Below are 18,737 nucleotides of genomic sequence, written 5' to 3'. Positions count from 1 at the left end.
CGTCGAGTTCGGAGCAGGGGGTGCCGCACCCGTATGGCGCGAAAGGGGGTCGCCGGTCGCGTCGGCTTCCTGGACAATACGACCGTTCGAGGCGGCAGGGCTGGGCCCGCAGTGTTCGCCAGTGGCTGCACCGCTGGGGCCGGCAGCGAGGTCGGGGGAGCGGATGGCAGCGCCGGAGCAGAACGAGGGCCGCGAGGGTCAGGGTGTGTTCGGTCCGCCGCTGAGCGGGCCGTGGGGGGCGGGCCAGGGCGTGCCCGTTCCGCCGCCCGGGGCGTTCGGTCCCCCCGGCGGGGTGCCGCCGTTGCCGCCGTATCCGCCCGGCCCGCCCGGTGGGGGCCAGGGGCCGCGGCGTCCGGTGGGCAGGCGTGCGGTGTTGATTCTTACCGCGGTTGTGGGTGTTCTCGTGCTCGCGCTCGTTGCGGGGGTCGCCCTTCTCGGTGGCAGCGATCCCCGCCGTTCGGCGGCCGACGGCAAGCGAGAGGCGAAGGCCGACCCCCGGCTGCTCGCGCCCTACCGTCTCGCGCTGGCCGACCTCGTCACCGTCCCGGGACTGCGCTACAAGGACGACTCGCCGGGCGGTCTGATGGAACGCGAGGTCACCGTCACCTCCGCCGGAAGCCGCTTCGGCAGTACCGGGTTCGGCCGCGAGGAGCTCGACCGTGAGTTCCTGAGCGTCGGAGGGAAGACGTTCGTCCGATGGCGGCTGGACCCAGCGGCGAAGGACGGTGAGAAGAAGCCGAGCAGGTGGGACGCCGGAGCGGGCCGGGACGAGGGGATCACCGACGAACTGGCCGAGCACCGGCCGGCGCCGCCGGAACTCGCCGCGTCGCTGCTGCAGGCCCTGGCCGATCTCGAGACCGACCCCGGCAGCGACGGATACGCCTCCCAGCGGCGCGACATCGGCGGTGTCCCCGCCCAGGCGCTCGAAACTGCTGCCGGGCGCCTGGTCATCACTGCCCACGAGCCCTACCGGCTGCTGCGGCTGGAGCCGCCCGCCGATTCGGCGTCGGGGGGAGCGCGGGCCAGTGCCGTGCGGGCCGTGGCCCAGGTCGTCACGGCCGGGGCCGGGGCAAGGGCTGAGGGGGGCGGGCCGTTCGACGGCAAGGACACCATGGCGCTGGACCTTGAGCCGGTCACCCCCGAAAAGGCCCCCGCGATGTACGACACCCTGGAGAAGCAGACCAAGGCCCTGAGCCAGGCAGGGGACAGCGGCATTTCGCTGTCCCTGCGGGGCGACGGGTCGGTGAGTTGCAGTTCCGGCGGCTGCACCGCCACGGGGAACTTCTCGGGGCAGATCACCGCGGACGCCAGGTCCCGCCTGACGGGCGGGCAGGTCACGGCGGTCATGACTTCCAGTTTCACCATCGACGGGCGCTCCGGCGGGAGTTGCACCAGCCCGGCGGCGACGTTCCCGGTCTCCGGCAGCGGTGTGTCCGGCAGTCTCACCTGCTCCAACCCGGGGGCGGGCGGCACCTTCGCCTCGGTGGAGGGGCAGAAGAAGGCGGAGGCCCGCGCCCGTTCGCGCGCCAACGGCGGTCGGCCCGTGCAGTACACGATCCCGTTGCGGGCCAACTCCCTGATCACGGCGCGAGCGCTGGCCACGGTCGAGGTCAAGCGGCTCGTGGAGAAGGTCGGCAAGGAGCGCAAGGGCGCCGGGCCGTGCTCCGCCACGCGTGACTTCCGCTCCGGTCTCCTCGCGCCGGATGCCTCCCCGCGTGGTGAAGTGCAGCAGTTGCGTACGGACGTGGTGCCGCACGCCGACCGTACGGCGGCGGGCAAGAAGGACCCGCTGAACTTCGGGAGCAATTACACTGGACGGCTCGACCGGTTCGAGATCGGCGGTACGTCGGATTTCGAGATCCATGTCTACAAGAACGGCAAGGAAATCGGGATCTTCGGCAGCGACGGATGGTTCGCCAAGCACGGAAAGAGTGCGGATGTGAAGGTGCCGCGCGAAACCTACAACCTCCTGAAGGGGCTGGCGGTGGGTGAGATGAGGCGCGAAGGCCGCATCGGGCCCAAGGGCACGGAGAAAATCAAGGGCGACAGCTGGAAGCGCGCCCGGATCACCGGCGGCTGCTGATGAAGTACGTCCACGTGCGGCCACTGCAGGATCTGTACGGATTTCACTTGGACCCGCAGGAATACCTCCGAGTCCTGCCGGGGCTCCTGCCCGACCTTCCCGCCGGTGCGGCGGAGTTCGCCTCGGATCCTGACCACTACGACTTCGGCAGCTCGCGCTGCGTGAAGGATTTGACGTTGGACCGGGTCGACCTCGTCGACGATCACGGACGCGTGTCGCTCGAGTTGTCGCTGGGGCCGAACGAATGGAAGCACGAGGGCGGTCTGCGTATCCGGTACTCGGGCGTTCGGGATTTCCGGGTGAAAACCGATGATGATGCCGGGGGCGCTGGAGGGTCCGGGCTCGGGGGAGGGGGTGGATTCGTCGAGTGCGGCGATGGGGTGCCTCGGTTGGGCGATCTCCAGCTGGACGAATTGCTCCCGCATCCGCACGGCTTCTCGCACGAGATAGCGTTCACGGAGGGGGCCCTTCTCGTGGTTGGTGCCGACCTCGTCGCGCGATGGGAGCGGCCGGCCTCTCGCTCTGAGCCCTGATCCCGCGCGGCGTCCGGTCTGAGACCTGAGAGGAGCGTTTCTTGCAGTCCTTCCCCGCGTCGCTGTTCTCCGACGGCCCGGTGCGGAGGATCCTCGATATTGCCGTCGCGGTCCAGGAGTCCGGCGGCGAGCTGTCTTTCGACGACGAGATTCGGCGCTACGTTCGCTTGGTCCGCAGTGACTGGGTGGCCGACTGGAATTGCTCGGTCTATTCCTCGTCCGGGATGCTGGATGCCGCTGCTGATTTCGTCGAACGGGCGGGAACGGTTGATGCGTATCCGTCGGAATTCGGGAAGAAGGTCGTGCGCGCGGCCGATGGAATGGATCCGGCTGAATATCTGAGGATCCTGGCGGAGCTGGTGCGTATGGCCGATCGGCAAGGGGTTCCCGAGTACGAGGAGCTTGCCATGGGCGGAAGGGAATTCCTGCAGACCTTTCCCTGTCTGTTCGGCCTCGATGCCATGCTCGCCGACGAGGGGGACCGCCCCTTCGCGGACGTCATCCGCTCGGCCGTGACCGATGAGCATCCGTACTGCACCGGGCGGGCGGTCTCCTACAGCACCGAAGCGCAGCGCGCCCTCGTCCTCTTTCCCGGGGCGGACGGGCTCAGGAAGCATCTCTCGTGGGCCACCCGGGACAGGCTTCAGGAGATCGTCGACACGGTCAACGGCCACATGCGGCGAGAGCACTCATGACCGCTCGGCAGAACCGTTCCGCCCGCCGTCCACGCGAACTGCGGGGGCTCGCCCTCGGCAGGCCCCCGGCGGCGAGGGCGCCGCGCAGACCGGAGACGTACTTCTGGACGCCGCCTCGTTCGCCACGTACGCCTCCTCCGGCATCGTCTACCTCAAGATGCCCGGCCTCGGCATGGTCGTCGCGATCCTCGTCTACGCCACCCTGATCCGTGCCGTCCTCGTTCCCGTCCTGATGCGGCTTGCGGGACGTGGCAACCGGTGGCCCCCGGCACCGTTGCGCCGGCTGCACGCGCGTTACGGCATCGCCGACTGAACCGCGCGGGACAGCCCTTGGCCGGGCTCTCCAGGCCGCCGGGCCCGACGCCGCCGCGTCACACGGCGTCCAGGGCGCCGCCTCGGAATATGCGGAGGTCCACCGGGCCGTCCCGCAGGATCGCCTGGCGCAGATCCTGGAGTTCGCGGCTCAGGTCCAGGCCCAGCCGGGCGGTCATCTCCGCTCGCGCCGAGGACAGTATGCGCAGCGCGTCCGCGCGGCGGCCGCATTCGTAGAGTGTGGCCGCGCGGAAGGCCAGGAGCATCTCGTGCTCCGGGTACTCCTGGGTGAGGCGCGCGAGCTCCGCGGCCAGGGACCAGTAGTTGCGCAGTTTGAACTCCGCTGCCACACGCAGCAGTTGTGCCGAGATCAGCAGTTCGTCGAAAGCGGTGCCGATGCCTTGGCGGGTCCGCTCGGATGCGACGTCCTCCAGTAACGCGCCCCGCCATTCGGCCAGGGCGGCCGAGGCGAGTCGTGAGATCTCCTGCGGCTCGGTGCTCCGCTGGGCCCGGTTGACCAGCTGGGTGAAGCGGTGCAGGTCCACCATTTGCGGATCGCCGGTGAGGGTGTACGTCGAGCCGCTCCGTACCAGCCCCACCGACCCGTCGCACCCGCCCCGGCGAAGGCTTGCCCGCAGTCGGCAGACGTCCACGTAGAGATCGGTCCGGGACCGTGGCCGCCCCTCCTCGTCCGACAGGAGGTCGATCAGCCGGTCCATCGGGAGCGGCCGGCCCATCTCCAGCAGAAGTAAGCCCAGCAGCAGACGCTCACGTCGGCGACCGATGGCCTTGGGACATCCGTCGACGGTCCATTCAACTCTGCCCAGCACTCGAAAATGCGACCCCGTGGCAAGCATGGCGGCAATCATGCTCAGCCCGTCATGGTCCTGGCAAGGTCTTGGCATCCTCCCGACAGGCCCCACGTATCACACTGCTCACCCGTGCAACCGCGCCAGGGGGTCGAACTTGCCTTACGTCATTGCCGGTCTGGTGCTCGTCGGAGCCGTCGCCCTGCTCAACCTCGTCCTGCTCATGGTCATCCTGCGCCGCTGGCAGGAGCTCGAAGCCGTGCGCCGACGCCACGACTTCGCATCCCAGGGGCCACAACCCGGGGACGGGCTACCGGACTTCACCGCCACCGCGCTCAGCGGCCGGACCGTGACCCAGGACGGATTCCGTTCCGGCGAGCTGCTGCTGGGGGTCTTCTCCCACGACTGCCCGTCCTGCACCGACAGCCTCCCCGACTTCGCCGACCGGGCCGACCGGGTCCGGGCGGCGGGCGGGCGGGTCCTGGCCCTGGTGATCGGGGACGAGGCCGGCGGGAGCAGCCTGACCGCCCAACTCGCCGGGACGGCCGACGAGGTGGTACCGGGGCCCGAGGCCTCACCCCTCTTCCGCGCGCTGCGCGTCCCCGCCTTCCCCACGGTCCTCAGTTACCAGGACGGCGTTGTCGCCGCTCCCTCGGCCGCCGGCCGCGAACCGGTACCGGCGGCCTCCTGAACCCCGGTGCGGCGGCGGTCCGCGGACCGCCGCCGCACCGTGGAGCACGCACATCCCATCCACACAGGAAGAGGAGAACCATGCGCACACTCAAGGCCGGTGCCGGCCGCCTGATCGAGCGGATCCTGCCCAAGGCCGAGGCCGAGGCGGCCTGCCCGCCGGACTGCTACACCGAGTGGAGCACCAGCGCCCAGCGGTGCCGCCGCTGCTGCTACAAGGGCCCCAACTGCACGGTCAGCTGCGGTAGCTGGGACTACTGCTGAACCACCACGGGGCGGGCCGCGCACGGCCCGCCCCGTGTCCGCCGGCCCAGGACCCATTCCCCCGGAGTCACCCTTGTCCGACCTGCTGCTCGTCTGCCGCCTGACCCTGATCTGCGTGCTGGCCGTGGCCGGCTTCGCCAAGCTGCGCGACCGCCGCCGATTCGCCACGGCACTGGGCGACCTCCCCTACCTGCCGGCCGCCGCCCGGCCGGCCCTCGCCGTCCTGGTGCCCGCGGCCGAGCTCCTCGCCGCCGTGCTCCTCGCCCTGCCCCGGACGCTCACCGCGGGCCTGGCCGTCGCCGCCGCCCTGTGCGCGGGATTCACCACCGTCGCCGTCACCACCATGCGGCGCGGCAGCTCCGCCGGCTGCCCCTGCTTCGGCAGCAGGACCACGGTGCCCATGGGCCCCTGGCACGTCGCCCGCAACGTCACACTCACCGTGCTCGCCCTCCTCGGCGGCACCATCGCCCTCACCCAGGGCACGGCCGGCCCGTTGACCGCCCCCGCACTGGTGCTCGCAGGGGCGGTCGCCATTCACCTCACCTTGTTCGCCGTCTTCACCGACGACCTCGCCGCCTTCTTCGCCGCCCGCCCGGCCGACGCCGAAAGGACGATCACGCAGTGAGCTACGCCATCACCGGCCTCGCCCTTCTCGCCGCGGTCACCCTCGTCAACGCCCTGCTCACCGTCGCCGTCACCAAGCGCTGGCGGGCCACGATGGCCGCCCCCGCCCCGGCCGCCACGACCCAGGGCCCTCCGGCCCTCGCCGTGAGCGAAGGCGATCGCGCCCCCGCCTTCACCCTGCACACCGCCCAGGGCGAAGTCGACGAATCCGCCCTGGCAGGCCACCCCGCCCTCATCTGCTTCCTGCGCCCCGACTGCGGGCCCACCCGGGAGAGCCTCCCCGGGATCCGACGGTGGGCCGAGGCGAACACCCCGTCGGGTGCGCGTCTCGTCGCCGTCATCAATGGACGGCCCACCGACGCGGGCCCCCTGCTCGAAGCAGTCGGACCGCTCACCGATCTCACCGCCACCGAACCGCCGAACGGCCTCGTCGCCCGCGCCTTCGGCGTACGCCACCACCCGAGCTTCGTCCTCCTCGACGCCGACGGGACCGTCACCGAGACCGGCATCGGCCAGGGGTCCCTGACCGCGCTCGACCTCCTCGACGCATGAGCGGGCAGCCCGCCTCCCGCCCGGCCGAGTTCCTGCGGGGTCTCACCGCCGTACTCGCCCTCACGCTGCGGTCCTGCCCCGGGGCCCTCGCCGTCCGGGTCGCCGCCGTCGTCGTCGCGGGTACGGCCCCCGTGGCCGCCTCCTGGCTGCTCAAGTACGTGGTCGACAGCCTCGCCGCGGACGGGTTCCGCGCCGCGGACCTCAACCGGGCCGCGGTCGGCATCGGCCTGCTCACCGTCCTGCTCGCCGCCGCCTCGGCCGTCTCCTCCTACGCCGACGGCCGCATCCGCCGCGCCACCTCCACCCGGGCCCAGAGCGACCTGCTCACGGCCGTCAACCGGCTCAGCGGGCTGTCCAGGCTCGAACAGCCCGCCTTCCACGACCGGGTCCAACTCGCCATCCAGAGCGCCCAGGGCGCCGAACGGCTCGTCGGCGCGGTGCTCCAGGGCGCCCAGGGGGCCCTCACCCTGGTGGGCTTCCTGGGAAGCGTCCTGCTCATCAGCCCCACCCTGGCCGCGATACTCCTCGCCGCGGCCGTGCCGGCCCTCTTCGCCCACCTGGCCAACAGCCGCCACCGCGCCGACATGTTCTGGCGCACCAGCAGCCTCGCCCGCCGCCAGATCTTCTACCGGGGGCTCCTCACCGACACCCAGGCGGCGAAGGAGATCCGCCTCTACGGCCTCGGCGACTACTTCGCGCAGCGCCTGCGTACCGATCTCGACAGCATCAACCAGCAGGAGGAACACCTCGACCGCCGCCTCGCCGCCTACGAGACGGCCCTCGCCGCCCTCGGCGCGCTCGTCTCCACCGGCGCACTCGTCTGGGGCGTGCACCAGGCCGCCACGCACGCCCTCACCGCCGGTGACGTGTCCCTCCTGGTCGCCGCCCTCGCCGGGCTGCAGACGGCCCTCGTCGGCCTGGTCGGGTCCATCGCCCAGAGCCACCAGACGGCCCTGCTGTTCGGCCACTACCTGCATGTCACCCAGGTCCGCGACGACCTCCCCGCCCCGGCCGCCCCGATCGCCCCACCGCCACTGAGCCGCGGCATCGAACTCCGGGACGTGTGGTTCCGCTACACCGACGACGGACCCTGGATCCTGCGCGGAGTCAGCCTGACCATCGCGCACGGCACCAGCCTGGCCGTCGTCGGACTCAACGGGGCCGGCAAGAGCACCCTCGTCAAACTGCTGTGCCGCCTCTACGACCCGCAGCGCGGCAGCATCCACTGGGACGGCATCGACCTCAAGGACCTCCCCGCGGACCAGCTGCGCAGGCGCGTCAGTGTGGTCTTCCAGGACCCGATGGAGTACGACCTCACCGCCGGGGAGAACATCGGCCTCGGCGACCTCGGCTCCCTCCACGACCACGGACGCATCCACGCCGCCGCCGCCGACGCGGACATCCACACCGCCCTCGCCGGCCTGCCGCAGGGGTACGACACCATGCTCAGCCGGATGTTCTTCCCCGACGACACCGAAGAGACCAACTCCGGCGTCCAGTTGTCGGGCGGCCAGTGGCAACGCCTCGCGCTCGCACGGGCCCTGATGCGTTCCGAACGGGACCTCATGATCCTCGACGAACCCAGCACCGGCCTCGACGCCGTCGCCGAACGCCACGTCCACGACCGGCTCGCCGCACTGCGCGAGGGCGCGACGAGCATCCTCGTCTCCCACCGCCTCAACACCGTCCGCGCCGCGGACACCATCGTCGTCATCGCCGACGGAACCGTGCGCGAGAAAGGCACCCACGAGCAGCTCATGACCGCCCGCGGCATGTACGCCGAGCTCTTCACCACGCAGGCCGAGGGCTACGAGGAGACCGTCCGATGAGCGCCGCGGTCCCGGTGCTCCTCGTCCTCGGGGCACTCCTCGTCCTCGCCGCGGCCCTGTCGCTGGCGCGTCGCCGGCTGCTGGCCGTGACCGTCCGCGGGTACAGCATGTCGCCGACGCTCATGCCCGGCGACCGGCTCCTGGTGCTGCGCGGCACCCGCCGCGTCGCCACGGGCCGGGTGGCCGTCGTCGTCGCACCCCACCCCGAGCACGGCTGGCACGGCCCCGCGGACACCACGCCCGACTCGTGGTACGTCAAACGCGTCGTCGCCGTCGCCGGAGAGCCCGTACCGCACTGGGCCGTCCGGTGCCCCGGTACGCACGTACCGCCGGGCATGCTCGTCCTCCTGGGGGAGAAGCCGGGCTCACGGGACTCCAAGCAGTGCGGCTACTGCCCCGAGGACAAGGTCGTCGGGGCGGTTCTACTCCGCCTGCGGGCCGCCGCGGCTCCCGGTGCGCCTTCTTCGCTGCCTTCGTCGGGCGGGTGAGGGCTCATGGCCCGGGGCGGGGCCCCCGGGCGCGGTCGGCGTGCGGTGAACGCCGGTGTGCGCTCAGCCCCTTGGCGGCGGCCTGGGTGATGTTGCGGGCCATGCCGCCGAAGACCACGGCGTGGAAGGGGGAGACGGACCACCAGTAGACGTGGCCCAGCAGGCCGTGCGGGTGGAACAGCGCCCGCTGCCGGTAGCGGGTACGGCCGTCGGAGCCGGTCTCGGCGTACATCTCCAGCCAGGCGAGGCCCGGCAGCCGCATCTCCGCGCGCAGCCGCAGCAGCCGTCCGGGCTCGATCTCCTCGACCCGCCAGAAGTCCAGCGAGTCCCCGACGCGCAGGTGCTCGGCGTCGCGTCGTCCACGGCGCAGCCCCACCCCGCCGACGAACCGGTCCAGCCACCCCCTGACCGCCCAGGCGAGCGGAAAGGAGTACCAGCCGTTGTCGCCGCCGATTCCCTCGATCACCCGCCACAGGGCTTTCCGGTCCGCGTCGACCGGCAGCTGCCGTTCGTCCTGGTAGAGGCTGCCCCCGGCCCAGTCCGGGTCCGTGGGCAGCGGATCGCTGGGCGCTCCCGGCAGGGCCGCGGAGGACCAGCGGGTGGCGACCTGGGCCTCACGCACCCGGCGCAGCGCCAGCTCCAGTGCCTCGTCGAACGGCAGCGGCAGGCCCGGCGGGTCGGGGACGTAGCGGGCGATGTCGTGCTCCTGGCAGACGACCTCATGACGCAGTGACTCCGTCAGCGGCCGGGCCAGGGAGGCGGGCACCGGGGTGACGAGACCGACCCAGTGGCTGGACAGCCGCGGCGTGAGCACCGGAACCGGAACGATGAGCCGCCGGGGCAGGCCGGCGACGGCGGCGTAACGGCACATCATCTCCCGGTACGTGAGGACGTCGGGCCCGCCGATGTCGAACGCCCGGTCGACGTCGTCCGGCATGGTGGCCGAGCCGACGAGATAGCGCAGCACATCGCGTACCCCGATGGGCTGGGTACGGGTGTGCACCCAGCTGGGGGTGACCATGACCGGCAGCCGCTCGGTCAGATACCGCAGCATCTCGAAGGACGCCGATCCCGAACCGATGACGACCGCCGCCCGCAGCACGGTGGCGGGCACCGGTGCGTCGAGGAAGATCCGGCCGACCTCGGCCCGGGAGCGCAGATGCGGGGAGAGCGACCCGGTCGGTACGCCCGGTGGCGTGAGTCCGCCCAGATAGACGATCCGCCGTACGCCGGCCGAGTGTGCCTGCTCGGCGAAGACACGGGCCGCCCGGCGGTCGGTGTCCTCGAAGGCGGAACCGGTGCCGAGGGCGTGCACCAGGTAGTACGCCACGTCGATCCCCTGCATGGCCGCGGCCACCGAGCCCGCGTCCGTCACGTCGCCCCGCACCGTCTCGGCGTCCCCCGCCCAGGGATGGTCACGGAGCTTGCGGGGGGTGCGGGCCAGGCACCGCACCCGGTGGCCCGCTCGCAGCAGTTCCGGGACCAGGCGCCCGCCGATGTACCCGGACGCCCCGGTGACCAGGCAGTGCAGCCGTTCCGCGTCCCCGTCGCACTGTCCGTCCGTGCCCACGACCGTGCCTCCGCGCGTTCACCTCGACCATCCCCGATATCGGCCGATCATGTATGAAAATGGATGAAACCCGCATGCCGGGGGCCCACTTCGCGGCGTGTCGCCGTGCTCGCCTGACTGCACTAACCCGGCGCGCGCGGCGGACCGGGCGCCGCGAGGCTGTGGGCATACGCGCTCCCGTCGGCATGCCGGCGAAAGACGAAGAAGGTTTTCTCCCGTGCGTCCGTACCGAATGCGTCTGTACCGAATCGCGCTGTGGGTCACCGTTCCGATGGCGCTTCCCCTCCTCGTGGCACCCGCCGGAGTGACGAAGGCCCGAACCGTCCGCGACCCGGCGCCGGAAGGGGCCCCGTCCGTGCGGCGGCCCGGAACGACCGCTGGGCCGGTCGCCGGCATCGGGCGCCCGTTCCCGGCCCTCGGGGCGGCTTCGATGGCGCCGCCCCGCCTGGTGCCCCGGCCGGCCATCGTCTCGCGTGCGCAGTGGCGGGCCGACGAGACCAGGCGCGACCGCCATGCGCACTACGCGGCAGGGGTCAGGGCGGTCTTCATCCATCACACCGACACCCCCAACGGCTACGACTGCGCCGATGTCCCCCGTACCCTGCGCAATCTGTACACGGGCCAGACCCGTGACCGGAGTTGGGGCGACCTCGGCTACAACTTCCTCGTCGACAAGTGCGGCACCATCTACGAAGGCCGCGCCGGCGGCGCGGACCGCCCCGTCGTCGGCTCCCACACCCTCGGGTTCAACCAGGGCACCACGGGGATCGCGGCCATCGGCACCTTCGGGCCGGGGACGCAGGTACCGGCGGCCATGGAGCACGCGATCGTGGCCCTCGCGGCCTGGAAGCTCGGACTGGGCGGCGTCGACGCCGCAGGCAAGGTGCGGCTCACCTCCACCAACGGCAACAGCCGTTACGCCAAGGGCACCTCGGCCGAGTTCGATGCCATCTCCGGTCACCGCGACGGCTTCGCCACCGACTGCCCCGGCCAGGCGCTGGTCGCGCGGCTCCCCGCCATCCGCACCCTTGCCGCGAGCCTCCAGGGCAGGTCGTCGCCGCTCCCGCCCTCCGGCATCCGCTTCGCCGCGAGCCTGAGCGGCCCTCGCCACGACGTCGCCCGCTGAGTAGGTCGCCGTTGCCGCCGACGCGCACGCCGCACCGGACCCCGCCGGTCCGTTTCCCGCGGGCCATTCCTCCTCCCGCAGGCCGTTCCGCCGGGCGGGGCCGGATGGCATGATCGGCAGCGCTCCGCCGCACCGTGGGCGGCCTGCCGATGTCGATCAGGGGGAAACATGGAACACCGTCCGGCCGCGAGATCCGGCTTCAACTGGTGGCTGCCCAGCGTGTACGCGGCGGCCGTCGTCCTCACCGGGGCCCTCGGCTCGGGCCGGGCGACGGGGATCGTCGCGGCGGTGGGCGGTGTGCTGCTCGGTCTCTACTACGGCTTCGGCAGCAGGCTCCGCGCCCGAGGCTGACCCCGTACAGCCTCGCGGTCATGGCTGGGTCACCCTCAACTCCCGTACACCCGCAGGCTTCTGCGGGTCCTCGGACTCCACCGTCAGCCGTACCGACCGGGCCACCCCGCCCGCCCGGTACGGCTGCCAGTGCGTGCCGTCGGACGACGTCTCCAAGCGGTACGAGAACGGTCGTACGTCCGCCCACTCCGGTACGGCCGATGTCACCGCGCCCGCACGTCCCAGGTCCACCGTCAGCGCGCCCTCGGCGCCGTCCGGGGACCAGGCGGTGGCCGGACTGCCGTCAACCGCGGCCGCCGCGTACAGGCCGGGGGATTCCGATGTCGCCGTCACCGGGCGGCAGCGGGCCGCGTCGGTGGTCGCGGCGAGGTCCGGGCGGCGGGTGGGGAGAGTGAGCGTGCCGCTCAGTGTGCGGGGGCCGGCGGGGGAGTCGACGGTGAAGGGGGCGCCGGAGGTCAGCCGGACCATCGTCGTCCGGGGGCCGATCGCGAGGTCGTACGTACGGCCCCGGTAGCGCAGGCCCGTCAGCGTGACACCACTGCCCAGCTGCGGCGGCAGCATCGGATCCAGACGCACCCCGTCCTCCCGCAGCCGCAACCCCGTCAGACCGTGCGTGAAGACCTGGAGGAACCCGCCCTTCCCGGTGAGGAAGTCCTGGGCGGGGGAGCCCGACAGCGGGTCCTGGGCGCCCGCCTTCGCGCCCCGGGCCTCGCTGAACAGGGCGTACGGACCGCGCGTGAACGGGCGTACGGCGCGCTGGAGATAGGTGTACGTCGCACAGCCGGGCTCCCCGATCGTGGCCGCGTCGATGGCGTGGACCGAGTCGGTCATGGCCGGGCCGTCCGGGTCGGTGCGCGCCGCGTAGTAGTCGAGCGTGGCGGCGGCGGCGCCCGGCTCCATCGGCCACTCCAGCGGGTGGATCAGCAGCACCGTGTCGGCCTGCTTGATCGTCGACCCGTTGTACCCCGCGTACTGGAGGAAGAGCTTGCGCGCCGGGTCGTACGGGATGCGCAGGCCGTCCGCCACCTGCTTCCACCGGACCGGTGCGGTGCGACCGAGCAGTTGCGCCGCGCGGGTGGCGTTGCGCAGGGCGGTGGCGGCGACCGCGTTGGTGAAGACCCCGTCGGTGACGCCGTTGCTGTACTCGTCGGGGCCCGCGACCTCCTTCACCGAGTAGCTGCCGTCGTCGTCGGCGGTGGCCCGCGAGGCCCAGAAGTCGGCGATCCCGGCGAGCAGCGGCCAGCCGTGCCCGGCCAGCCAGTCGCGGTCCCCGGTCGCCAGGTAGTACTGCCAGACGGCCAGTGACACATCGCCCTGCAGATGGTTCTGGGTGATGCAGTGCGGGGGGTTCCAGCTCTGGCACTCGGACCACAGCTCGCCCCTGCTCGCGCTCGTCCACGGGTAGAACAGGCCCTGGAACCCCAGCTTCCGGGCGTTGGCGCGGGCCGCGCCGCGGGTGCGGTAGCGGTACTCGACGACCGGGCGGGCCAGCTCGGGGCGGGTGGCCAGCAGCCCCGGGTACATCCAGGTCTCGGCGTCCCAGAACACCATGCCGGCGTAGTTGTCACTGGTCAGGCCGGTAGGCGCGACGCTGTCGCGGGACCCGGCCCGGGTGGAGGCCAGCAGTCCGAACTGTGCCGCCCGCAGCCATTTCTGGAGGTCGGGACTGCCCGGTACGGAGATGTCGGCCGCCCAGGCCCGCCGCCAGGCCGCCGCGTTCGCGGTGAGCACCCCGGACCAGCCGCGCCGCGCCGCGCGCCGGGCGGCCTCGCGGGCGGCGGTGCGCGGGGCGGCGGAGGTGAGCGAGGTGTCGACGCCGACGTACTTCTCGAAGGTGTACGTACGCCCCGCGCGCACCCGGTGCGTGCTCCGCGCCGCGACCGGCGCTCCGGCCCCCGGTCCGCCGGTGCGCAGCATCTGGACGATCGCGCCGGCGGTCCCGGTGCCGAGGGTGCGGAACGTACCGTCGGCGGCGAGGGCGATCCGGCGCGCGCCCCTCGGGTCGAGCCGGCCGGTGACGGTCGCGGTGCCGTTCCAGCGCGGCTTCATGCGCAGTCGTACGGCGCCCGTGTGCACATCGGACCGGTCGGCGAGCACCTCGTACGTCAGGTCGGTCGCGCGGCCGTCGGCCGTGGTCCACCGCAGCGATGTACGCACCAGTCCGCAGCGCAGGAAGAGCGTCTGGCGGTAGTGCGAGATCCGGCCGGGAGGCGTGCCGGATCCGTAGGTCTCGTCGCCGACGCGCACGTCGAGGTCGGTCCAGCTCGGCAGTGCGGCGACCACCTCGCGGCCGACGGCGAGATCCTTGTCGCGCCCGAACAGACCGGAGACGAATGCGCCGTCGTAGCGCGGGGTGAACAGCGGCCAGCCGGTCTTCTCGCCCGACGCCGCGTAGCCGGCGCCCGCCGCGGGCACCCGGTGACCCAGGTATCCGTTGCCGGTGTAGGGGTCGTAGCCGTCCGCCTCGCCGAACCGGGTGGACGTCGGCGCCCAGGCGGGATCGGTGTCCCGGCCGCAGGCGGTGGCCGCCGCGGAAGGAGGCGCCGCTGTGGCGGGAGACGCCGCGTGCGGGACGGGGGCCCCAGGCGCGATCAGTGCGCCCGCGACCAGGGCCGTGAGGGACGTGAGGAGAACGAGGCGCGAGAGGCTCACCGTACGAAGGTAGGGAAGCGCTCGCCGTGCGGCGGTGCGCGGCACGCGGGGTGAACGGCTGACGGGGCGGCGGGCGCCGGTGCCGCGACGGGCCGGTCCGTGCCCGCCCCGCCCGGCTGCCCGGCCCGCCCGGCCGTCCCGCCCCGCCGGGCCGCTTCGTCAGCCCGCGAGGCCGGTCTTGAGGCCCGCGCCGCACAGCGGGACGACGACGCTCCGGTCCGTCCAGTCACCGACCGCGGCCCAGCAGGCGACGCCCGTCGTCTCCACGTAGAAGCCGCGCGCCGCCAGGTCCAGCTGCGCGGTACGGATCTGATCCTCGGTCACCGTGAGGAAGGTGCCGCCCGATTCCCTGACCGCGGCCAGGATGGCCCGTGCGCGCGGCGGGCGCGGGATGGCGATGCCCTCGGCGAGGGTGGCGGCGGGGGCGCCGGGCAGGCCGTCGGGAAGCAGGTCGTCGGCGCCCGCGCGGAAGGCGGCGGCCAGCGGCGAGACGGCTTCGGCCTGTACGGCGATCAGCGCCGGTCGCCGGTCGATCAGCCCCCGGGCGTGGAGCTCGGCGGTGGCCAGGGCCGCGCCGAGGAGAAGGGTGCCGTTGCCGACGGGTACGGCGATGGCGTCCGGGAGACGGCCGCCGAGGTCCTCCCACAGCTCGTACACGTACGTCTTCGTGCCGTGCAGGAAGTACGGGTTGAAGACGTGCGAGGCGTAGAACGTGCCGGGGACGTCGGCGGCGGTACGGGCGGCGGCCGCGGTGGCCTCGCGGTCGCCGGGGACGATCTCCAGGCGGGCGCCGTGGGCCCGGATCTGCTCGGTCTTCTTCGGGGACGTGCCCTCGGGGACGTACACCGTGCAGGGGAGCGCGGCGCGGGCGCAGTACGCGGCGACCGCCGTCCCGGCATTGCCGCTGCTGTCCGCGACGACGCGTTCGGGCGACAGCCGGCGGGCCAGCTCGGCGAGCATCACCGCGCCGCGGTCCTTGAAGGAGAGCGTCGGCATCAGGAAGTCGAGCTTGGCCGAGACCGTGCCGGTGACCGGCACGAGCGGGGTGCGGCCCTCGCCGAGCGTGGCCGTGGGTGAGGAGAGCGGCAGCACCTCTTCGTAACGCCAAAGTGAATTGACCCGTCCGGTCAGGGAGTTGACCGAGAACGTGCCGGCGGCTTCGAATTCGAGGTCCCAGGGGCCACGGCAGACCGGGCAGCACCAGGTGAGAGCGGTGGTGTCGGCGCGGGTGCCGTCCTGCGGGCAGATGTATGCGGGCATGCCGGTCAGCATGTCAGGCGCGTGGCAGCGCGATGGCGAAGGTATTGCAGAGCCCTGCGCACCCTTGTGCGATTCCCAAGAATCGGTCAATCTTTCGCTGTCGGCAGGGACTTGGGCAGCGCGGCACCAGCAAGAGGTATTTGTCATGCCCATGCCTTTCAGTGCTTTCGTCCCGTCCGGCAGCACGCGAACCCCCCACCAGTGCACCTCGATCGAGGAGGACCCCCCACATGTCAGTGACGCGTCACACCCCCCACGCGCGCCGAAGACTCGCCGCGGCGAGTGTCATGGCCGGTGCGGCCCTCGTACTCTCCGGCGCCGCGGTGTTCCCCGCCTCGGCGTCCGAGCCGGCGCCCGAAGGCCGGATCCAGAACGCGGGTGCCCCGGGCACCATCAGCGGCAGCTACATCGTCACGCTCGACGAATCGGCGGCCGACGCGGGTTCCGCGAAGGGCAGGGCGCTCGCCAAGGAGTACGGCGCCGAGATCAAGAGGACCTACCGCACCGCCGTCAACGGCTACGCGGTGGAGCTCTCGGAGAACCAGGCGAAGAAGTTCGCCGCGGACCCGGCCGTCGAGTCCGTCGTGCAGAACCGGACCTTCCATGTCACCGGCACCCAGCCCTCGCCGCCCTCCTGGGGTCTCGACCGGATCGACCAGAAGTCCCTTCCGCTGAACCAGAGTTACACCTACCCCGACAACGGGGGCCAGGGTGTCACCGCGTACATCATCGACACCGGTGTGCGGATCACCCACACCGACTTCGGCGGCCGGGCCTCGTACGGCTACGACGCCATCGACGACGACAACACGGCGGACGACGGCTACGGTCACGGCACCCACGTGGCGGGCACCGTCGCCGGGTCGGCGTACGGCGTCGCCAAGAAGGCGAAGATCGTCTCCGTCCGGGTCCTCGACGACAGCGGCTCCGGCACGACCGAGCAGGTCGTCGCGGGCATCGACTGGGTGACGGCGAACGCCGTCAAGCCCGCGGTCGCCAACATGAGCCTGGGCGGCGGGGTGGATTCGGTGCTCGACGCCGCCGTACGCAAGTCCATCGCGTCCGGCGTCACGTACGCCGTCGCCGCGGGCAACGAGTCGACCGATGCCTCCACGAAGTCCCCGGCGCGGGTCACCGAGGCCATCACGGTCGGCTCCACCACCAGCACCGACGCCCGCTCCAGCTTCTCCAACTACGGCAGCGTGCTGGACATCTTCGGCCCCGGCTCGTCGATCACCTCGGCCTGGAACACCGGAGACACCGCCACCAACACGATCTCCGGTACGTCGATGGCGACGCCGCACGTCGCGGGTGCCGCGGCCCTCTACCTGGCCGACCACCCGAGCGACAGCCCGGCACAGGTCTCCGCCGGACTGGTCGCCGCGGCCAGCACCGGAGTGGTGACCAGCCCGGGTACGGGCTCGCCGAACCGGCTGCTGAACGTCGGCAGCGGCACCACCACGCCGCCGGGCAAGAAGTTCGAGAGCACGACGAGCTACACCATCGCCGACAACTCCACCGTCGAGTCGCCGATCACCGTCACCGGTGTCACCGGCAACGCGCCGGCCACGCTGAGCGTGCCCGTGAACATCACGCACACCTACAGCGGCGACCTGAAGATCGACCTCGTCGCGCCCGACGGTTCGGTCTACAACCTGAAGGGCTTCGGGACCGGTGGCAGCGCGGACAACGTGATCACCACCTACTCCGTGAACGCCTCGTCGGAGGTGGCCAACGGCACCTGGAAGCTGCGGGTCGCCGACAACGCGGCGGCGGACACCGGGAAGATCAACTCCTGGGGTCTGCAGTTCTGACGGCCATTCGGCTCTGACGTCCTGACGCGTCGGACATGTGGGGCGGCTGCTTCGGCAGCCGCCCCACTTCCGTGCGCGAAGGAACGCGGTTGCGGTGAACCGGGGGAGGGGAGGAGGCGTGAGAAGAGCTGAGAACCCTCTGGTGGTCGACGGCCGGATATGCGCAAGGACCTGGCGAATCATCACATCGAGTGAATCTTTGGCCTGTACTTGCGGTTCACAACCGACGGTTGTCACGCTGTTGCAGACTGTCAACCTGTTGGGAGTGGCCTGTGACTTTCGGTGAGCAGCCCGCGTATCTGCGCGTTGCAAGCGATCTGCGAGAGAAGATCGTCAACGGTTCGCTGCCGCCGCATACGCGCCTGCCTTCGCAGGCCCGTATCCGCGAGGAGTACGGAGTCTCGGACACCGTCGCGCTGGAGGCGCGAAAGGTGCTGATGGCCGAGGGCCTGGTGGAGGGGCGTTCCGGTTCCGGCACCTATGTGCGCGAGCGCCCGGTCCCGCGGCGGATCGCCCGCTCCGGCTACCGGTCCGCGGCCGGCGCCAGTCCGTTCCGCCAGGAGCAGACGGCGGAGGGGGTGCACGGGACGTGGGAGTCCCGCAGCGAACAGGAGGGGGCGAGCGCCGAGATCGCCGAGCGTCTGGGCATCGAGCCGGGTGACCGGGTGATGCGGACGAGGTACACCTTCCGCGAGGCCGGGGAGCCGATGATGCTCTCCACCTCCTGGGAGCCGCTCGCCGTTACGGGGCGTACGCCGGTGATGCTGCCGGAGGAGGGCCCGTTGGGCGGCTGCGGGGTGGTCGAGCGGATGGCCGCGATCGATGTCGTCGTGGACAACGTGGCCGAGCAGGTCGGAGCGCGTCCGGGGCTGGCGGAGGAGCTCTTGGCGCTCGGCGGTGTGCCCGGACATGTGGTGATGGTGATCGAGCGGACGTACTACGCGTCGGGCCGCCCGGTCGAGACGGCGGACGTGGTGGTGCCCGCCGATCGCTACCGGGTCGCGTACCACCTTCCGGTCAGGTGACCGGTGGGCGGAGATCGCCGTCCGGCGTCGGTGACGACACGTTAACGCCCGGGCGGTTCC

18 protein-coding genes are annotated in these 18,737 nt (G+C 71.9%); 14 read left to right on the top strand and 4 right to left on the bottom strand.

Features of this window, described 5'->3' with window-relative positions; genetic code table 11:
• Positions 1–403 precede the first annotated feature (403 nt).
• From ACFYY7_RS10380 to ACFYY7_RS10365, 4 genes are all read left to right on the top strand, one after another.
• Positions 404–2,083, top strand: coding sequence for a hypothetical protein (locus ACFYY7_RS10380; protein WP_388659451.1), 1,680 nt, complete (start codon positions 404–406; stop codon positions 2,081–2,083).
• Positions 2,083–2,616: a hypothetical protein gene (locus ACFYY7_RS10375; RefSeq protein ID WP_388659448.1), complete on the top strand. Its 534-nt coding sequence runs from the start codon at positions 2,083–2,085 to the stop codon at positions 2,614–2,616. The genes ACFYY7_RS10380 and ACFYY7_RS10375 overlap by 1 nt, the downstream gene beginning before the upstream one ends.
• A 41-nt stretch (positions 2,617–2,657) precedes the next feature.
• Complete coding sequence (locus ACFYY7_RS10370; RefSeq protein ID WP_388659445.1) at positions 2,658–3,311, top strand: hypothetical protein; 654 nt, start codon at positions 2,658–2,660, stop codon at positions 3,309–3,311.
• Positions 3,312–3,468: 157 nt separating this feature from the next.
• Positions 3,469–3,624: a hypothetical protein gene (locus ACFYY7_RS10365; protein ID WP_388659442.1), complete on the top strand. Its 156-nt coding sequence runs from the start codon at positions 3,469–3,471 to the stop codon at positions 3,622–3,624.
• Between the two features lie 58 nt (positions 3,625–3,682).
• Here ACFYY7_RS10365 and ACFYY7_RS10360 read toward each other — a convergent pair whose 3' ends face one another.
• Positions 3,683–4,453 carry a BTAD domain-containing putative transcriptional regulator gene (locus ACFYY7_RS10360; RefSeq protein ID WP_388659439.1) on the bottom strand — a complete coding sequence of 257 codons (771 nt, stop codon included), beginning with the start codon at positions 4,451–4,453 and terminating at the stop codon, positions 3,683–3,685.
• A gap of 136 nt (positions 4,454–4,589) precedes the next feature.
• Here ACFYY7_RS10360 and ACFYY7_RS10355 point away from each other — a divergent pair, with 136 nt between their 5' ends.
• From ACFYY7_RS10355 to ACFYY7_RS10330, 6 genes are all read left to right on the top strand, one after another.
• A complete protein-coding gene (locus tag ACFYY7_RS10355; RefSeq protein ID WP_388659436.1) occupies positions 4,590–5,123 on the top strand; it encodes a peroxiredoxin family protein in 534 nt (177 codons plus the stop codon).
• A gap of 80 nt (positions 5,124–5,203) precedes the next feature.
• Positions 5,204–5,386 carry a hypothetical protein gene (locus ACFYY7_RS10350; protein ID WP_388659434.1) on the top strand — a complete coding sequence of 61 codons (183 nt, stop codon included), beginning with the start codon at positions 5,204–5,206 and terminating at the stop codon, positions 5,384–5,386.
• A 73-nt stretch (positions 5,387–5,459) separates the two neighbouring features.
• Positions 5,460–6,011 carry a MauE/DoxX family redox-associated membrane protein gene (locus ACFYY7_RS10345; RefSeq protein ID WP_388659432.1) on the top strand — a complete coding sequence of 184 codons (552 nt, stop codon included), beginning with the start codon at positions 5,460–5,462 and terminating at the stop codon, positions 6,009–6,011.
• Entirely contained in the window at positions 6,008–6,562 is a 555-nt protein-coding gene (locus tag ACFYY7_RS10340; RefSeq protein WP_388659429.1) for a TlpA family protein disulfide reductase, read from the top strand. The genes ACFYY7_RS10345 and ACFYY7_RS10340 overlap by 4 nt, the downstream gene beginning before the upstream one ends.
• A complete protein-coding gene (locus tag ACFYY7_RS10335; RefSeq protein ID WP_388659427.1) occupies positions 6,559–8,391 on the top strand; it encodes an ABC transporter ATP-binding protein in 1,833 nt (610 codons plus the stop codon). The genes ACFYY7_RS10340 and ACFYY7_RS10335 overlap by 4 nt, the downstream gene beginning before the upstream one ends.
• Entirely contained in the window at positions 8,388–8,879 is a 492-nt protein-coding gene (locus tag ACFYY7_RS10330; protein ID WP_388659424.1) for a S26 family signal peptidase, read from the top strand. The genes ACFYY7_RS10335 and ACFYY7_RS10330 overlap by 4 nt, the downstream gene beginning before the upstream one ends.
• Positions 8,880–8,883: 4 nt before the next feature.
• Here the strand turns inward: ACFYY7_RS10330 and ACFYY7_RS10325 are convergent, their stop codons facing one another.
• Positions 8,884–10,449 (bottom strand): SDR family oxidoreductase, encoded by a 1,566-nt coding sequence (locus ACFYY7_RS10325; RefSeq protein WP_388659421.1) that lies wholly within the window; start codon positions 10,447–10,449, stop codon positions 8,884–8,886.
• Between the two features lie 217 nt (positions 10,450–10,666).
• Here ACFYY7_RS10325 and ACFYY7_RS10320 point away from each other — a divergent pair, with 217 nt between their 5' ends.
• Complete coding sequence (locus ACFYY7_RS10320) at positions 10,667–11,575, top strand: peptidoglycan recognition protein (protein WP_388659419.1); 909 nt, start codon at positions 10,667–10,669, stop codon at positions 11,573–11,575.
• Positions 11,576–11,743: 168 nt separating this feature from the next.
• Positions 11,744–11,926, top strand: coding sequence for a hypothetical protein (locus tag ACFYY7_RS10315; RefSeq protein WP_388659417.1), 183 nt, complete (start codon positions 11,744–11,746; stop codon positions 11,924–11,926).
• Between the two features lie 18 nt (positions 11,927–11,944).
• On the opposite strand, the gene ACFYY7_RS10310 is transcribed toward ACFYY7_RS10315, so the two are convergent.
• On the bottom strand, positions 11,945–14,578 hold the full coding sequence (locus ACFYY7_RS10310; protein WP_388659414.1) for a discoidin domain-containing protein: 2,634 nt from the start codon (positions 14,576–14,578) through the stop codon (positions 11,945–11,947).
• A 159-nt stretch (positions 14,579–14,737) separates the two neighbouring features.
• On the bottom strand, positions 14,738–15,838 hold the full coding sequence (locus tag ACFYY7_RS10305) for a pyridoxal-phosphate dependent enzyme (protein ID WP_388659412.1): 1,101 nt from the start codon (positions 15,836–15,838) through the stop codon (positions 14,738–14,740).
• Positions 15,839–16,068: 230 nt separating this feature from the next.
• On the opposite strand from ACFYY7_RS10305, the gene ACFYY7_RS10300 reads away from it, so the two are divergent.
• Both ACFYY7_RS10300 and ACFYY7_RS10295 read left to right on the top strand, forming a co-directional pair.
• Complete coding sequence (locus ACFYY7_RS10300; RefSeq protein WP_388659409.1) at positions 16,069–17,652, top strand: S8 family serine peptidase; 1,584 nt, start codon at positions 16,069–16,071, stop codon at positions 17,650–17,652.
• A 272-nt stretch (positions 17,653–17,924) separates the two neighbouring features.
• A complete protein-coding gene (locus tag ACFYY7_RS10295; protein WP_266729937.1) occupies positions 17,925–18,677 on the top strand; it encodes a GntR family transcriptional regulator in 753 nt (250 codons plus the stop codon).
• Positions 18,678–18,737 lie beyond the last annotated feature (60 nt).

It is taken from the genome of Streptomyces sp. NPDC001933 (genome assembly GCF_042890955.1).
Taxonomy (GTDB): Bacteria; Actinomycetota; Actinomycetes; order Streptomycetales; family Streptomycetaceae; genus Streptomyces.
The sequence above is the reverse complement of the archived record's forward strand: the minus strand, read 5'-3'. Positions and strand labels throughout refer to the sequence as shown.

What these genes read in the sequence shown, in the direction of transcription:
- ACFYY7_RS10375 (WP_388659448.1), top strand. Translation starts at nt 2,083, where the DNA reads ATGAAGTACGTCCACGTGCGGCCACTGCAGGATCTGTACGGATTTCAC.
- ACFYY7_RS10365 (WP_388659442.1), top strand. Translation starts at nt 3,469, where the DNA reads ATGCCCGGCCTCGGCATGGTCGTCGCGATCCTCGTCTACGCCACCCTG.
- ACFYY7_RS10350 (WP_388659434.1), top strand. Translation starts at nt 5,204, where the DNA reads ATGCGCACACTCAAGGCCGGTGCCGGCCGCCTGATCGAGCGGATCCTG.
- ACFYY7_RS10335 (WP_388659427.1), top strand. Translation starts at nt 6,559, where the DNA reads ATGAGCGGGCAGCCCGCCTCCCGCCCGGCCGAGTTCCTGCGGGGTCTC.
- ACFYY7_RS10330 (WP_388659424.1), top strand. Translation starts at nt 8,388, where the DNA reads ATGAGCGCCGCGGTCCCGGTGCTCCTCGTCCTCGGGGCACTCCTCGTC.
- ACFYY7_RS10315 (WP_388659417.1), top strand. Translation starts at nt 11,744, where the DNA reads ATGGAACACCGTCCGGCCGCGAGATCCGGCTTCAACTGGTGGCTGCCC.
- ACFYY7_RS10305 (WP_388659412.1), bottom strand. Translation starts at nt 15,838, where the DNA reads ATGCCCGCATACATCTGCCCGCAGGACGGCACCCGCGCCGACACCACC.
- ACFYY7_RS10300 (WP_388659409.1), top strand. Translation starts at nt 16,069, where the DNA reads ATGTCAGTGACGCGTCACACCCCCCACGCGCGCCGAAGACTCGCCGCG.